Source organism: Endozoicomonas sp. ALC013, assembly GCF_049310205.1.
Classification (GTDB): Bacteria; Pseudomonadota; Gammaproteobacteria; order Pseudomonadales; family Endozoicomonadaceae; genus Endozoicomonas.
On the sequence record NZ_JBLYNS010000123.1, the window covers coordinates 1 to 15,698 of the forward strand.

Annotated in this window: 11 protein-coding genes; 5 read left to right on the forward strand and 6 right to left on the reverse strand. The window is 49.2% G+C overall.

Translation table 11 applies throughout. From position 1 onward, the window contains the following. Positions 1–289 precede the first annotated feature (289 nt). Positions 290–2,440 carry a YccS family putative transporter gene (gene yccS, locus ACO6V1_RS18320; protein WP_422460061.1) on the reverse strand — a complete coding sequence of 717 codons (2,151 nt, stop codon included), beginning with the start codon at positions 2,438–2,440 and terminating at the stop codon, positions 290–292. Between the two features lie 458 nt (positions 2,441–2,898). Between yccS and ACO6V1_RS18325 the strand changes: the two genes are divergently transcribed. From ACO6V1_RS18325 to ACO6V1_RS18335, 3 genes are all read left to right on the forward strand, one after another. Further along, positions 2,899–3,075, forward strand: coding sequence for a hypothetical protein (locus ACO6V1_RS18325; RefSeq protein ID WP_269675211.1), 177 nt, complete (start codon positions 2,899–2,901; stop codon positions 3,073–3,075). 327 nt (positions 3,076–3,402) lie between these two features. Next, positions 3,403–4,305, forward strand: a complete 903-nt coding sequence (gene rimK, locus ACO6V1_RS18330; RefSeq protein WP_101747669.1) for a 30S ribosomal protein S6--L-glutamate ligase — start codon at positions 3,403–3,405, stop codon at positions 4,303–4,305. A gap of 107 nt (positions 4,306–4,412) precedes the next feature. Then, entirely contained in the window at positions 4,413–5,468 is a 1,056-nt protein-coding gene (locus tag ACO6V1_RS18335; protein WP_422467944.1) for a succinylglutamate desuccinylase/aspartoacylase family protein, read from the forward strand. An 8-nt stretch (positions 5,469–5,476) separates the two neighbouring features. On the opposite strand, the gene ACO6V1_RS18340 is transcribed toward ACO6V1_RS18335, so the two are convergent. Then, positions 5,477–6,571, reverse strand: a complete 1,095-nt coding sequence (locus tag ACO6V1_RS18340) for a hypothetical protein (protein WP_422467946.1) — start codon at positions 6,569–6,571, stop codon at positions 5,477–5,479. Positions 6,572–6,804: 233 nt separating this feature from the next. Next, positions 6,805–7,950: a hypothetical protein gene (locus tag ACO6V1_RS18345; RefSeq protein ID WP_422467948.1), complete on the reverse strand. Its 1,146-nt coding sequence runs from the start codon at positions 7,948–7,950 to the stop codon at positions 6,805–6,807. 1,209 nt (positions 7,951–9,159) lie between these two features. Between ACO6V1_RS18345 and ACO6V1_RS18350 the strand changes: the two genes are divergently transcribed. Beyond that, the gene (locus ACO6V1_RS18350) at positions 9,160–10,284 is read left to right on the forward strand and encodes a protein-tyrosine phosphatase family protein (RefSeq protein ID WP_422450430.1); all 1,125 of its coding nucleotides are present in this window, start codon (positions 9,160–9,162) and stop codon (positions 10,282–10,284) included. Between the two features lie 73 nt (positions 10,285–10,357). Here ACO6V1_RS18350 and ACO6V1_RS18355 read toward each other — a convergent pair whose 3' ends face one another. From ACO6V1_RS18355 to ACO6V1_RS18365, 3 genes are all read right to left on the reverse strand, one after another. Next, positions 10,358–11,191 carry a thymidylate synthase gene (locus tag ACO6V1_RS18355; RefSeq protein ID WP_422450429.1) on the reverse strand — a complete coding sequence of 278 codons (834 nt, stop codon included), beginning with the start codon at positions 11,189–11,191 and terminating at the stop codon, positions 10,358–10,360. Beyond that, positions 11,188–12,093 (reverse strand): prolipoprotein diacylglyceryl transferase, encoded by a 906-nt coding sequence (gene lgt / locus ACO6V1_RS18360; RefSeq protein WP_422450428.1) that lies wholly within the window; start codon positions 12,091–12,093, stop codon positions 11,188–11,190. The genes ACO6V1_RS18355 and lgt overlap by 4 nt, the downstream gene beginning before the upstream one ends. A 118-nt stretch (positions 12,094–12,211) precedes the next feature. Further along, positions 12,212–14,743 carry an inositol phosphate phosphatase SopB gene (locus ACO6V1_RS18365; protein ID WP_422467950.1) on the reverse strand — a complete coding sequence of 844 codons (2,532 nt, stop codon included), beginning with the start codon at positions 14,741–14,743 and terminating at the stop codon, positions 12,212–12,214. Positions 14,744–15,007: 264 nt separating this feature from the next. Here ACO6V1_RS18365 and ACO6V1_RS18370 point away from each other — a divergent pair, with 264 nt between their 5' ends. Beyond that, a complete protein-coding gene (locus tag ACO6V1_RS18370; protein ID WP_422460069.1) occupies positions 15,008–15,604 on the forward strand; it encodes a DUF84 family protein in 597 nt (198 codons plus the stop codon). Positions 15,605–15,698: the final 94 nt, after the last annotated feature.

Below are 15,698 nucleotides of genomic sequence, written 5' to 3' on the forward strand. Positions count from 1 at the left end.
ATCCTTCGCCCCCATTATTGATCGACAATATGATGATTAAAACCTCCGTACTGATAGCCAGTGCAGAATAGCGTTAATACCTATACACCCCGTTCATCCTGAGCGGAGTCGAAGGGTGATTGGTAAGATCTATCAGAGTCCGGAGTTTCCGCCTTTAGGCCCTATGGGTCCTTCGACAGGACGAACGGAGTGCGGAGGCACAACAACCCGTCAAAGCCATTGAAACCATGTACCAGGGCCTGTTGACGTTTCGTTGCCTGCTCGCAACGAAACGTCAACAGGCCCTGAGTTACTGGCTGTCAGGCTTATTTAATTTATTGTAAATCTCAACAGCCAGAAGATGCATTTCCGGCATGATTTGAAACATTAGCTGTAACTGTTGCAGCAATAAACGGGTTTCAGGCCGCTCGTCGGTTAATTCCGCTTTAGAAAAACGTCCACGACTTTGCACAGAGCCCCCTATCAACTGTTTCTCCAACAATTGCAGATGGTTATCCATGGACTGATATTGTGCCAGCAGCCCTTCGTGAAAAGAGTCTCCAGCCAACAGCATCCGGTGTGCCCCCAGAGTAGAGATATAACTCAGCATGGCATGGGAAAGGGTCAGGAAGCGAAAGCTCTCATCCTTTGCCCGCTGATAGCGGGCCGGTTCAGTCAGCATATTCATAATGGCGGCATTAAGCCGGGCATCCATATTGTGCGCATGACGACGCGCAAGACGATAGGCCAATGTATCCCGTTTACCCGTCTGGTACTGCGTCATAACCTGAGACAGATACTCTCGATGCCTGGCTATGGTCAATGCCATAATCCGATTCAGCCGCCGGGATTCCCAGTCAGGCAGAATAAACACAACCGCAGTGACGGCCAGCAGGCAGCCCAGCAGGGTATCCCCCAAGCGAGGCATAATCACAGCAAAGCCCAATCCCTGCTGGTTAAAACAAAACAACACCAGCAAGGTAATAAACGCTGTTGCCAGATCATAGCGTACGGTACGAAATGCAAAAAACAGAATTCCGCTGATCACCATCAGAACCAGCTGACCTTCCTGCCCCGGAAAAAGGTACAAAAGCGGTATGCCGGTCAGAAGCCCGGCAAGCGTGCCAACGACCCTCTGGGCAAGTTTCTGTCGCGTAGCGCTGTAGCTGGGCTGACAGACAAACAGGATAGTCAGCAGAACCCAGTAACCGGGTTGCAGGTGCAACCCCTGAATCAGCCCGTAACCCAGTGTCAGCGACGTTGCCAGACGAAGGCCATGTCGGAACAGAGGGCTGTCCAGGCGACACTCATGCCAGATACACAGCAGGTGAGCCTTGATTCCCCTGGGGTTGGAATCAGCCAATATGCGCTCGTCGGCGGATATGTCTGAGTCCGGGTGTCCTACAGATGATATTTGTAATTCCACTGTCGTCAGGTTTTTCAGCAGATATTCCAGCTGAACCAGCAGAGATCGCCACTGAGGATTTTCCTGTTGTTGCAGATATTTCAGCGACTGGCGCAGCTCATCAAGAACCGCTGCATTCTCGTTATCATGCAAATACTCCTGTCCCATGGCCAGAGACCGGGCGATGGCCCGGCATGCCTTAGCCTGAACTCGCAACATTTTCTGAAAGCGAAAAAGAATATCGCTGCGGGAAAAGTGCTCTGCCAGATCCTGATAACGATAATGAGAGGAACTCACCCGTTCATGGATATCCTGGGCAAGAAAGTATATGTGCAGGAAAGGCTGCGCGCTCACGTTGTCCTGTCGGCGGACTCTCTGGAGCAAAGAAGCCTTGGCCTGGTTCAGGGCATTGACAACACTGACATTTTTTCTGGCCAGCTCCAGACGCAGAGGCTGAGGGTTCATATTGGCGACGGGATCAAACAGCTGACTTTTACTGTCAAGATAACCCGCCAGCTCTTTGAATATATTGGCCAGGGATTGCTGCACCGGGCGATCAGGCCAGAGAATATGCCAGACCAGAGACAGCACACCATACCATAGCGCGCCACTGAGCAGCAGCTGCGGCTGCTCCCACAGGCTCTGGCTTGCCCCCGCACCCAGCATGGTGTAAACCGCCAGCAACAGCGAGGCAAAGGTCATACTGCTATACCTTGGCCCCATGGCACCGAGCATGGTAAATCCAAACGTCGAACTGCACAGCCCTAGCGCAAAAAGCAATGGATAATCAAACAGCAGCTCAATGGACAGTGATGCCAGCAGAAAACAGGCCAGCATCATGATCAGCGCTTTAATCCTTCCCCAGAGGTTGTCATCCACTTCAGCCAGGGCCGCGGCAATCACACCCAGTACCACAGGCGTGATGTCATCAGGTGATCCCCGATACCAGGCAGGCAAGGTAACGCCAGTCAGGGCAAAAAAGACTTTTACACTGTAATTAATCCGGTCGTTTGCCCAGTAATTGCGGAAAAAGTGGAAGATCTCAGGGAAGAACATGATGGTAAGCTGATTGCCGGACGATTGATCTAAAGTTTGTGAGCATACCCGAAAAACGCGTTGAGACTAAGTGACGATGGCCGTAACCGCAGAGCAACCACTTTTTAGGAGCGGTTTTATGGCGCTTCACTCAGCAACATCTAACAAAAAACCGGGAAAAATCACTCACCACCATTACTAAAAAAACATAAAACACTAAAAATATGCCATCAGAAAGGCAAAATTATAGAAAAACGCCTTATTTTCAGACTAAAAAACAACTAAATCATAAAAAACAGGAATTCATCCTGTTTTACCCTGGCCCTGTTTTTTTTTATTGACTGAACCCCGGTTTTACCAGAAATTAGCGCAGCAACACCAGTTCCTCTCTCTTGTAGACCAGCCTTTGTGAACGATGGTTTGCAGATGAGGAACGGCTGTTTGCTATTTGTCTTGACCGGCATTCAGAGCAGGCAGAGATGGAAGAGTATCCAGACTTCGAAGAAGAGTTTGAAAAAGCGGCCAAAGCTAAAAAGCGTTATCGCACCCGCCAGGCCGACTATGAGAAAAAACGGTCGAAAGCGGAGCTTCACCTTGAACGCAAACGGTTGCGGGAGTTACTCGGAGACGAGCACCTGGTCTTTGACCACTGGTAAACTGCCCCCCGTTACTGATCAGGATCCCTCCTCTACCCAAGGGCTGCAGTTGATCAGCCCGCTTTGATTTATATTGCTGTTGACAAGCGATTACCCGGACCTCTTTTGTGACGATGGAATAAGCGACCATGGCATGGTGACAAAGCATGTTCATAGCAAAAGACGAGTACTACTTTTATAACACCGTTTTACGTATCTGCTGGTCTGCGTATATTCAGTAAAAAGCGCTCTGGTAAGCCATACTTTTTCTCAGCCTTTTAATTTGAATCAGTCATGAACCAGGTTTTCAGCCAGAGCGCAGAATGACCTTTTATCAGGAATTACCCAATGCGAATTGCGCTACTTTCCCGTAACGAGCGGTTATACTCATCCCGCCGCATCATTGAGGCTGCAGAAGCCAGAGGTCATACGATCGATGTTATTGATATTTTGAGTTGCTACATGAATATCAATGACAAACACCCCAGTATTCATATGAAAGGGGTGGAGCTGCCTCATTATGATGCGGTGATTCCACGTATTGGTGCCTCCAACACCTTTTACGGGACTGCGGTTATTCGCCAGTTTGAAATGATGAACTGTTACTCACTGAATGAGTCCCTGGCCATTGCCCGCTCCCGTGACAAGTTACGGTCAATGCAACTGCTGTCGCGTAAAGGCGTGGGCTTGCCGGTTACCGGCTTTGCCAGTGGCCCTGGCGATATCCCCGACCTGATCGATATGGTTGGCGGTGCCCCCCTGGTGATCAAATTGCTGGAAGGCACCCAGGGTATTGGCGTGGTCCTGGCCGAGACCCGGAAAGCGGCAGAAAGTGTCCTGGAAGCATTTATGGGCCTGAAAGCCAATATTATGGTTCAGGAATACATCAAAGAGGCCGGCGGTGCGGATATTCGCTGTTTTGTCATTGGCGACAAAGTCATCGCCGCGATGAAACGTCAGGCACCTGAAGGCGAGTTCCGCTCCAACATTCACCGGGGCGGCAGTGCCAGCCTGGTGAAGCTGACCAAAGACGAGCGGGCTACCGCAGTAAAGGCGGCAAAAGCCATGGGGCTGAGACTGGCAGGTGTCGATATTCTTCGCTCCAATCGCGGCCCCCTGGTGATGGAGGTCAACTCCTCTCCGGGGCTGGAAGGTATTGAACGGGCAACAGCCAACGATGTAGCCAACTGCATTATCGAATACCTTGAAAATAACTATCGCCGCACGAGTAATACACGAATTACCGGATAAATTCACTTCACCAACCCACCATCACTCTGATTAAAAAAACGCCCGAGTGATGCTTTTCAACCCCGGTCTCTTCCTTTCAGGCCTGATGACCGGGGCTGGAGTCTTCCATGGAAAGAGCACAACCCTTAGAGCTATTTGGCCATACCATTTTGCCAGGTACACGACAGCACCTTAATATCCCGGTCGTGAGACTCTACACCGATACGCCCATTGATCTTCGGATTGAGGTTATTCACGGTCGCAAAAAAGGCCCATGCCTGTTAGTGACGGCGGCCATTCATGGTGATGAACTCAATGGCGTGGAAATCTGCCGACAAATCCTCGGCTATAAAAATCTGGCGAAAATCCATGGCACCCTGATTGTCATTCCCGTGGTTAATCAGCTCGGATTCATCCAGCAAATTCGTTACCTGCCTGATCGCAGAGACCTGAACCGCTGCTTCCCGGGATCCAGCAAAGGGTCTCTGGGCGGAAGGCTCGCCAACCTGATTACTACGGGCATTTTTCCACACGTTGACTACGCCCTGGACCTCCACACCGGAGCCATTCACAGAACCAACCTGCCACAGCTGAGAACCGACCTGACCAACGAGCAATGTCTTGGTCTGGCCAGAGCCTTTGGTGCGCCGGTAATCCTCCACTCATCCCTGAGAGATGGTTCTTTCCGCCATGCAGCCAATGAGTACAACATTCCGGCACTGGTTTATGAAGCTGGTGAAGCATTACGACTGGAACAGGCTTCCATCAAGCTGGGTTTCAAAGGCGTTATGCGTGTTATGCGTCATCTGAATATGCTGCCCGGGAAACCCGCCAAAACACCGACTATTCAGCCATGGGAGTGCAACCAGAGCCAGTGGCTGAGAAGCTCAAGGGATGGATTGGTGTTACTTCATATCAAACAGGGTCACCTGGTCAAGGAAGGGGACACCATGATGACCATTGTGAATCCGTTTGACGCCAGTGACAGTGAAGGCATCACCGCACCGTTTGATGGTGTTGTTATTGGCCTTAGCCAGCTGCCACTGGCCAATGAGGGCGATGCACTGGTTCATCTTGCCAAAGTCAGCAGTACCCTGGCAGATACCGAGTATGACCAGGAAGTGGTTGAAGAAGTGCTTGACCTGGGTGTTGCCCAGCTGCCGGTACCTGAAAATCACGATTAAACCGTCATTTACCGCCTCAAAATCAGGTGCTTCAACACAGCCCCGGCATATCTCAGAGTGGCAGAATAGGAATCAGCACCCGTCCTGGCCACGTGCAGAGCCCTTGCCTGAATAGAGGGATATGCTGGCGGTTTTATTGGCTGCCTCACTGGTGGCAAAGGCGATGTTGCTTGCAACTGACAATAAGGATTAGCAGTGGATGAACCATAACCAACGGTCGGACCTGTCGGCCAGGTTCGGGCGGCAATACCGAAACCTGCCGGACTACACCTGGGCAAAATATCAAAATTGGCAGGCATGACCAGCTGCAGTTCAGGCTGGAAGGAATCTTCAGTTTGTACCACTGAACGCCAGGCCGGAACCGGCGTTAGCCAGTCATTTTTCTGCAAGCTACTGTAGTTCAGATTAAGCACAGGCTGCCTGCGGGCGACATCAAGCTCCTCAAGGTATTGCCCTTTATCTACCTTCATGTTGCGACAGGACGCTGCGTATATGTCCTCCATCGTCAGGTTAGAATGATCTTTATTCATCATTTCTATCGCAAAGTTGATAAACAATTTACTTTGCCAGATTGAATCCATATCAACACACCATTTGCCCCCGTGAGCCTGAACCTCAGTAAATACATAACCATAACTTGCCATCTGGTCTGCCGAAGGCCATTTTGGAAATTTATCCAGTATGCAAGTGCCATCTTCGTTGTAATAAGAGCGCACTCTCAGATGGTGCTCAAAGGCTTGCGCATCCCGGAGTTCAGAGAAACCGTGGAGTACGATAATATCCCGGTCGGACAGTTCCCTGATTTTCTCTGGCTTCAGGAATGATTCATGGGGTAGTTGATGTCTGAAAAGCAGTCGGGTGCCAGAGTTCAGCGCAGCAATTTTTCGTTTTCCTGAATCAAAAGAGACCAGGCAACAGCCAACATGGTCAACGGTTGCCTGTTCTATGAGACGGTTACTGGCACCATCACTGGTAAAGGTCTTATGCCCGGAACCATGACGCCAGAATAAATCAGAAGACGGGTGCTCCCGAAAAACATTTCCGTCATCGTCACAACCCCAGACTTCATGAAACATTGAGAAATGTGAAGAAAATGGTCCCATTAAAAAAACTCCTCAATTTTCTTTCTCCGACTGCTCACTTTTAAAAAGTGTCAGACAGTTTGCTAACCATACGATGATGAAAAAGTTTCATGTTTGATTCGCAATTTCCCCCCCCCATCCCACCACAGCTGCGACCTGCCAATTTGGGTTCTGTTAATCTATTGGGAACGACCAGCGGCCATCGTCCAGCTCTGGATGATGTATATCAAAAAGCAAGAAGGTTGTAATATGCACTAAGGTACCATTGGGGTGACAACTATGTTCACATACACTGAAGGCAATTTTACTAATGTGCACTTTACCGCCGAAAAATCAGGTGCCGTAACACTTTCTCCAGTAAATTTCAGCGTGGCAGAATCGGAATCAGCAGAAGAGTCGGCCATGTGCGAATCTTCCACCGGAGAAAATGGGTACGAATTGATTGGTTGTCTCACTTGCGAGACAAGCGATATTTCTTTCGATCGGAAAACAGGAATAGTAAAGGATGGATCACAAACAGCAACCGGCCCTGATCGGGCGGCAAAACCTTCAGGATTACACCTGGGCAGAATATCAAAATCGGCAGGCATGATCAGCTGCAGTTCGGGCAGGGAGGCGTCTTCAGTTTGTACCACTGAGCGCAAGGCCGAAACCGGCGTCAGCATGTTATTATTCTTCAAGCCTTGGTGGTTCAGTTGCAGAACCGGTTGCCTACGGGCGGCATTGAGTTCAGCAAGGTATTGCTGTTTATCAACATTCAGAGTAAATCTACAGGAATCAGAGTATATATCCTCAATTTTCATGTCGTCAGCATCCTGTCTTTTCATATCGTCTATCGCAAAGTTAGTCCACAATTTACTTTGCCAGATTGAATCCATATCCACGCACGCTTTGCCCTCGGGACCGTGAACCTGAATCTCAGAAAAAACGAAACCGTAACTTGCCATCTGGTCAGCCGAAGGCCATTTCGGGAATTCATCCAATATGCAAGTGCCATCGTCGTTATAATAAGAGTGCACTCTCAGATGGTGCTCAAAGGCTTGCGCATCATGAAGTTCAGAGAAACCATGGAGCACAATAATGTTCCTGTCGGACAGTTCCTTGATTTTTTCCGGCTCCAGGAACGATTCATGGGGTAGTTGATGTCTGAAAAGCAGTCGAGTGTCAGGGTTCAGCGGAGCAACTTTTCGTTTTCCTGAATCAAAAGAGACCAGGCAACAGCCAACATGGTCAACTGTTGCCTGTTCTATCAGACGGTTACTGGCACCATCAGTAGTAAAGGTCTTGTGCCCGGTACCATGACGCCAGAATAACTTGGAAGATTGGCTACCCCGAACAACATTTTCGTCGTCGCCCCAGAATTCATGAAACATTGAGAAATGTGAAGAAATTGGACTCATTAGAAATATCTCCCCAATTTTCTTTCTATGTTTAACAGGTTTCAGGTAACTTTCTGACCATACGATAATGAAAAAGTTTCCTCCTTGATTCGCCTCTTACTGAACCCGGACTCTCTCCGCCACAGAGGCAAACTGCGAATTTGGAATAGTTAATGCGTTGCCCCAATGACCAACGAGCGGTTATCATCCAGCCAACAGGATGATGTAAATCGAAAAACAGGAAATTCTCACTATGACCTCGGGTGCGATTTGACGGGTTGCCTCAAATGTGGCAGAAGCGATGTTCCTTTCGGTCGGAAAACTGGAACTGTAGAGGATGGACATAACTAACACCCGGGCCTGTCGGCCATGTTCGGGCAGCAATACCGAAACCTGAAGGATTGCAATGGGGCAAAATATCAAAATCGGCAGGCATGATTAACTGCAGTTCGGGTAGGCAAGGGTGTTCAGTTTGTACTATTGAACGCCAGGCCGGAACCGGCATTAGCCTCTCTTTTAGCTGCAAGCTTCTGTAGTTCTGTTTAAGAACAGGTTGCCTGCGGGCATCATTGAGTTGAGGAAGATATTCCTGTTTTTTAATATAATATTTTTTCGTTTTCCGGAATCAAAAGAGACCAGGCAACAGCCTGGATGGTCAACTGTTACATCTTGTAAGAGACTGTCACTGTAAATATCAGTAGTAAAGGTCTGATGCCCGGTACCATGACGCCAGAATAACTCAGAAGACTTGCGATCTCGATATAAAGAACTATATTAACTTTCTTTTCCAGACTTCACGGAACATTGAGAAACACGAAATTGGTCCCATCAGAAAACTCCTCAATTTTCTCTGGCCGTTCGCCATTAAAAAGTGATTGCTAGCTCAATGACCCTACAATAATGAAAAAGTTTCACCGTTGACTTGGGGAGTACCTGACTTTCAGTACCAATAGAATGATGCCAACAGCTTCGACAACTGCAGAAACAACTGGAGTTTATCGCCACAATCCAGTTGCGCAGCCCGGGAATAACACCGGAATAATCGCCCGAGTGCCCTGGCGAAAAGTCCGTACCTGTACCATTGCGTTTGTCGGCGCGGGTTTTATCGCTGCTGCGATCGCGTCCGGTACTTTTATACCTTCCGCGGTTTTTGCCACTGCCGGGCTTATTTGCCTGGCAACTGCACTTTGTCAAATCCTTCCCCCATCGTCATTAACTCAAAGTAGCATTGTGCAACTTTCACCAACAGCAGGCTCACTGGCTCAGGCTGAATCACTTCTGCCCGGTTCGCAGGGCCTTGCAGCCAGTAATGACCGCCAGTCCGATACCCAGCCCATCCGGACAGTCATCACCGGGAACAGCACAGAACTGCCTGCCATTGCCGAAACTCTGCAGGGCATCCTGAAGGCCCTTGGATCGGTCGCGCAGACGTTTCCCAATTTCTCCCGGTTCTGCTCCGCAGAGGTCTCCAAACGTTTCCTGGAGCTGCGCAAAAGATCCAGCGATGTTCCCTTTGAGCAAAATCTCAATGGTGGGGCCTGTCCCAGGGCCAGTGCCGCTAACTTTAGAAATTATGCCCTCTCCAAGCACAGCAATATAAGCTGTCACGAGGCATACTGCGCCATGCCTGGTCAGGCATACCATGCCAACTACATCGACATGCATTACGGTCGATTCATTGCGGCACAGGGGTCCGTCAACAGAACCCATGACCGTTTCCTGCAGCTGCTGGCAGTGAACGATACGGCCATCTCCGTTGCCCTGGTCACTGAAAATGAGCTCAAGCGCCCTGATAACACCCGCATTGGACCAACCGACATTGATCAGCCGAAAACCATTCCTGCACTGGAAATCACCACCACAACAGGAACGGAGACATTGCCTTCTGTATCAGTAAGCCTGGTCGGTTCAATGGATCTGCCAGATATGAAGCTGAGGATTGACCAACTGGAAATTAATGGCAAACCGCACTTTCGCATCAATGAAATGGGGTGGGTTGATGGAACAGCCAGCAATCCGGTGAGGCTGGCAGCCATCACGATGATTGCCGAAACCTTGAGAAAACACCCCGCAGTGCTGGAACGGGCAAATAATCCGATGGTGGTTAACTGTAACGCGGGGGTAGGCCGGACCGGTACATTTATTGTCGCCAGCGATATCATTCGCCACTATGGGCAAAATCCACAAGGGGGCCCACTGGATATAGACAGTAAGATTCTTGCCGCCAGACAGCGCAGATCATTGAAGTTTGTGCAAAACTCCCTCCAGTACCAGAACCTGGTCACATTGCAAGAGAACCGAAACGCCATACTGCAGGCTATGTTCGAGGCAGGGGTATGCAATCCTGGCCCCTGAAAGGTTCACACCTGAAGAGTTAACCCGCAGGTTGCCCCACGGATAAACCACCAAGAGGCCAGGAGCCTGTCGGTTAAACGGACACAGCCGCTTTGATATGGGGATGGGCTTGATAATTCACCAGCTCAAAGTCATCAATGGAAAACTCAAACAGATCACGAATGGCCGGGTTTAGCTTCATCCGGGGTCGCTGGTAAGGTGTACGGCTTAACTGCTCTTCTGCCTGTTCAAGATGATTCGCGTACAGGTGAGCATCACCAAAGGTATGAACAAAATCACCGGGTTCCAGGTCACAGACCTGGGCAATCATCATCGTCAACAGCGCATAGGAAGCAATATTAAAAGGCACTCCCAGAAAGATGTCAGCGCTGCGTTGATACAACTGGCAGGACAACTTGCCATCCAAAACATAAAACTGAAAGAGGCAGTGGCACGGTGGTAGCGCCTGACGCCCCATAGCGGCATTGTCTTTTGGCGAGTAGGCGACATCCGGAAGTACCGATGGATTCCAGGCGCTGATCACCATCCGTCTTGAATCCGGGTTGGTTTTGATTTCATTCAATAGCCACTGAATCTGGTCGACCACTTCACCATTGGCCCCCTCCCAGCTGCGCCACTGTTTGCCATAAACCGGGCCGAGATCACCGTCGTCGGTTGCCCACTCATTCCAGATCCGGACACCGTTTTCCTGCAGGTAGCCGATATTGGTATCCCCTTTGAGGAACCACAATAATTCATGAATGATTGAATTCAGATGACACTTTTTGGTGGTCACCAGTGGCAAGCCCCGGGAAAGATCAAACCGCATCTGATAGCCAAACACACTGTAGGTACCCGTGCCGGTACGATCCGCTTTGAACGTGCCATGGTCTTTTACATGGCGCAGGAGGTCCAGATATTCTTTCATCGTTTTTTCGATCCACTATTTCGTTGCTTAGGCTCTGGGCAGTTTCTGTGCTTTGGGCTGTTATTAGCCCTGGTCTTTGCCTGCCAGGCGGCGTCATCACTATTCATACCATTCACCAGTGAATGGTGACGATAACCCCAGACCATAAACACTATACCCATAACGACCATCGGCAAAGACAACAGCTGCCCCATGGTCAGCCAGTCGAAGGCGATAAAACCAAGCTGGGCATCCGGCTCCCGGACAAACTCAACGGCAAACCTTGCCAGCCCATAGATCAGCAGAAACAGTCCGGAAATGGCCATTCTTGGCCTGGGCTTTGCTGAAAACCACCACAGTATGCCAAACAGCACGAGCCCTTCCAGGAAGAACTGATAAAGCTGGGAAGGGTGTCTTGCCATTTGACCGGGATCGGTAGGAAACACCATGGCCCAGGGCACATCGGAGGCTCTGCCCCAAAGCTCGCCACCAATAAAGTTTCCTATTCGACCAAGGCCCAGCCCCAAAGGTACCAGTGGGGCAATAAAGTCCGTCACCTGAAAAAAGCCTTTACCCTGAGAACGGCCATAGAGCCACATGGCCACAAGCACCCCAAGCAGGCCACCGTGAAAGGACATGCCGCCATCCCACACTTTGAACAGCCAGAGCGGGTCTCTGACAAAATAGTCAAAGTGATAGAAGATGACATACCCGAATCGTCCACCCAGGATAACTCCGACAGCCCCATAGAAAACCAGGTCACTGACCTGTTCCGGACGCCACAGGCCACCGGATCTCCGGGCACGAATACCACCCAGCCAGAGTGCCAGGGCGAAGCCTGCAAGGTACATCAGGCCATACCAGTGCACACTCAGGGGGCCAAGGCTGAACGCCACGGGATCTATCTCAGGATACGCAATCACAAACCATTTCCGATCAGTAAAATACAGTTCAAGTGTACCAAGGTAACTGGCTTCTGAGCCAGCCGGAAACAGTTGAAATAAAAGAAAAGTCGTTGATGTCTTCGCCCATAAACCTGTCTTAACGGATTAGCTTTGAAAATATACTGTCGTCCAGCTGTTTGGCCTGGGTGCCATCCAGTTTATAGCCGGGCAGGCCGGTATTTTTCATCTGAATCATTATATGACCACCGTAGACCATAAACTGCTCCGTAAGACCGGGAGTACCGCAGGTTGACATCGACTGTTGAACTGCCTCAGAGAGCCCGGTTCGATCTTTATTGCTTTTACAACCGGTGAAAAGGTCCATTCCCATAATGGTGGATAGCTCTCTTAATTTTCCGGAGAAATAAAAGGGACCTGCTTGTTCGGCAACCTGTTGCAGGCCGCCAGGTGTGTTGTACAGCGCCCATAAATCATCAGCCAGCTCCTTTGCCCTGTACTGGTTGCTGGCGGATAGTGCTGGCAGCTTTTCTCCCAGTAAGCCGCCGTACTGATGGTTTGAACCGACTAATTGTTGCAGTGCAGCGCCATTGACCTCCATCACCGTTTTCCAGGTATTGGCATTAGCCATCAGGATTTTGCCAGACAATGATTTATGCCGGTCTGCCAGGGCCAGTTTATTGCAGGGTGCAACCAGCATGACAGGCCGTGGCCTGATTTTCACGGCAGCGGACCTGCCATCAGCGTAATGAATGGTTAGCGTGCGCTCCTTATTGGACATTTCCATTAACTTTTCGTGCAGCTTTTCAGTCCATTCTTTCTCATTTTCCAGGCCTGCGGCTCTGGCAATACGGCTATCTCGGATATGATCCGGGCTCAGCAAATTCAGGTACAGGCAATCCAGCTGAATGGGTTGGTGATCGGGGTTTTTCATGGCATTTTGTAACGCCGGTTTATGGTTGTGAAGCAGAAGGGCGGTAAAGATTTCATTGAGGCGCTGGTCGGTTATGCGATCTACATTCTCTCCTTTTTCCTTGTAGGCATAAGGGCAGCCGACCCGAATATGCCTGGCCGTCTCCTGACCATCAACTTGCATGGTGTAGGCCAGCATATTTATTGCATGAGGCGAGTTCCGCTCCATTGAAAGAGCCAATTTGTCATGATAGCCATTTGCAAAAGGGTCTCTGTTTCCAGCATCAGCAGTGTCATCATGGAGACGCATGGACGCTGCCGGTGTGTATTCAAGAGTGACCTGGTGCCATTGATCATGCTGATAAATATGAAGTCGGCTGCTGAACGACTTGCTATCCTCTGCCAGAACCTTCATAAGTTCCTGTTCAAATAGATCGGCATTAAATCGTTTCTTTAGCTGCTTGTGCAGTCCGGTGAGTTCCTGAATGGCGTCAGGAACGCACTGGACCGTCTTGCCGGTACTGGTCTGTGCGATTGCCCTTTTACTATCGATAATTGCAGCGATTTCCCCGTCAGCCTTTTTCTTTCCAGACTGAGTATTGGATAACCGCCTGACCACTTCGGCATAGATATCCACCTGTCCAAGATATTGCTCGCCACCTCTGAAATCGTATTTGGCGGCATCCCGTATATATCTTTTCAAGCCCGCTATATCATCTTCAATAGCGCCAGTCATTGCTATCAGTCTTGCACTGAGATGTTCGCTGCCACTGCCAACCAGCTGCCTTGTCTGTTCCAGTGGGCCGCCCTCAATGTCGGGCCAGTGTGGCGCTATCCACCTCATATCCGGACCATTTTCCAACAATAAGCGTTGCGTCCAGTGGATGAACGATTGCACTTTTTCCCGGTGCGCCGTTAACTGGTCAGCCAGCTTTTCTATTTGTTCCGGGGTATTTATGGTTGTGATGGCAAGCTGTGTGGATCGGCTTTGCACATCAGCAGGAGATGGTTTGCAGCTATCGGTCGTGATGCAAACTGGTGTTTTTTTTATTTCGTTAAGTCTCGATATAAACGGTTCAGGGTTATTGACCCTGGGAAGTAGCTGATTGATGTTTTCCAGAATTTCTTTTTTTCTGGAGGGTGGGGGTAGCGCTCTCTGCTGGCTGGTTCTTGAATCTTTTATGTCTTCAGTAAGCTGGATCGCTGTGCTAATCAGTGGTTGCAGGTTATCTATAATCTTTAGTCGGCTGTTGACAGGAATTAAACAGAATATGTCACCTGATGGCATTGTCAGGGTGATTGTCAGATCTTTTGGCAAATTCAGTTGTGTGACTAAATTTTTATAGCTATTAAAAGCTTTTTTGTCGGAGAGATCATTGGTCAGATCACCATTATTTATGGACTCCATTAACGATTTCAGCGCTCTATCAGACTCACTGATATAGTAATTTTCTGAATTTTCCCGATGAATTTTCGCAAGCTCTCCATCCGTTGAGAGCAGCTCTTCCAATTCCTGCTCTGGCACAGGGCTGTTTTTTTCATCCACAAGTGGACTTGCATTAACTGGCTTTATTGTTTCAAAGCTTGTGATCGCTTTTGCCCCCTGCTGCCCATCATCTGCCTGTATGCCGGGATCTTTCAGCCTGACAGGTGCTACATCTTTATGGAATTTTTTTTTGGCTGGTTTACTTTCTGGTGTCGGAAAATCGTGGGTAAAGCTATTGGAGCCAGGCTTGTTGGGTTCAATGGGAGGAGCCATGGGTAAATCCTTTTTAGCTAAAAACCGCAAAGTTCAAAAATTCAATCTCAATACTGAATGTCTGATATATCGCCATTTTTAACACCCGCTAAACTTGTTTCCTATCAGCTTTGTGGGCCTGATCCGCTGACCTCAAAAAACAGCAATTAAGTTTTCACGTGTTTGGAGTTTTCGCTCAGTCACAAATTGAAAATTAGCAGAAGCACAATCCGAAAAGCTCACTATAATTGCTCAGCATCTTCTAAAAAAAGCAGAGCCATTGCTATGAATCTTTCCGTCCCTGGCAGCAAACCTGCAATTGATATTCCTGCAATTGATATTGTTGTGGGCTCTGAGTCAAAAATGAAAATTAGTGCCGTAGAGAAAGCTTTTGCTCGCTACCAGGTTAATCTGATTGCAACCAAAGCACGCTCCGGAATAAATAGCCAGCCCGTTGAAAACGAAACCCTTACGGGAGCTGGCAACAGAATAAAAGACGCGAAAGCAAAGTACCAGGCAGCTGATCGTGACGCTGATTTTTTGTTGGTGGCCATTGAAAATGGTATTTTCCATGAGCAGGTCAACGGTCAGAAAGTATGGTTAGATAAAGCCGTCGTTATTATCGAGACATCCGGGGGCATGCAATACATCAAGGAAACATCACCGGTACTATTGCCTGCTGAGTGTGTGACTATCGCCAGACAAAGGGGATTTGAAAATACAACGGTAGGCCAGGTTATGGCCGAAATAGACAGTACGGTTCAGCATGATGACCCCCACTCAAGCTTGCCACCCTTTAAATCCCGTCAGGAATATCTGGCAGAAACACTGGTTGAAATGGTGAGCACCTTAGAGCGGGAAAAACGGATAAATCAAGTGTGAAATGCTACGCCAGAATCAGTATTAAGTAGCTGGCCATATGAAATCATATATTTCTGACTACTTGGGCTGGTACTATGCGAGGCACAACGGAGGG

Coding starts and splice junctions, on each gene's coding strand:
- yccS (WP_422460061.1), bottom strand. CDS start 2,440: ATGTTCTTCCCTGAGATCTTCCACTTTTTCCGCAATTACTGGGCAAAC.
- ACO6V1_RS18325 (WP_269675211.1), top strand. CDS start 2,899: ATGGAAGAGTATCCAGACTTCGAAGAAGAGTTTGAAAAAGCGGCCAAA.
- rimK (WP_101747669.1), top strand. CDS start 3,403: ATGCGAATTGCGCTACTTTCCCGTAACGAGCGGTTATACTCATCCCGC.
- ACO6V1_RS18335 (WP_422467944.1), top strand. CDS start 4,413: ATGGAAAGAGCACAACCCTTAGAGCTATTTGGCCATACCATTTTGCCA.
- ACO6V1_RS18340 (WP_422467946.1), bottom strand. CDS start 6,571: ATGGGACCATTTTCTTCACATTTCTCAATGTTTCATGAAGTCTGGGGT.
- ACO6V1_RS18345 (WP_422467948.1), bottom strand. CDS start 7,950: ATGAGTCCAATTTCTTCACATTTCTCAATGTTTCATGAATTCTGGGGC.
- ACO6V1_RS18355 (WP_422450429.1), bottom strand. CDS start 11,191: ATGAAAGAATATCTGGACCTCCTGCGCCATGTAAAAGACCATGGCACG.
- ACO6V1_RS18365 (WP_422467950.1), bottom strand. CDS start 14,743: ATGGCTCCTCCCATTGAACCCAACAAGCCTGGCTCCAATAGCTTTACC.
- ACO6V1_RS18370 (WP_422460069.1), top strand. CDS start 15,008: ATGAATCTTTCCGTCCCTGGCAGCAAACCTGCAATTGATATTCCTGCA.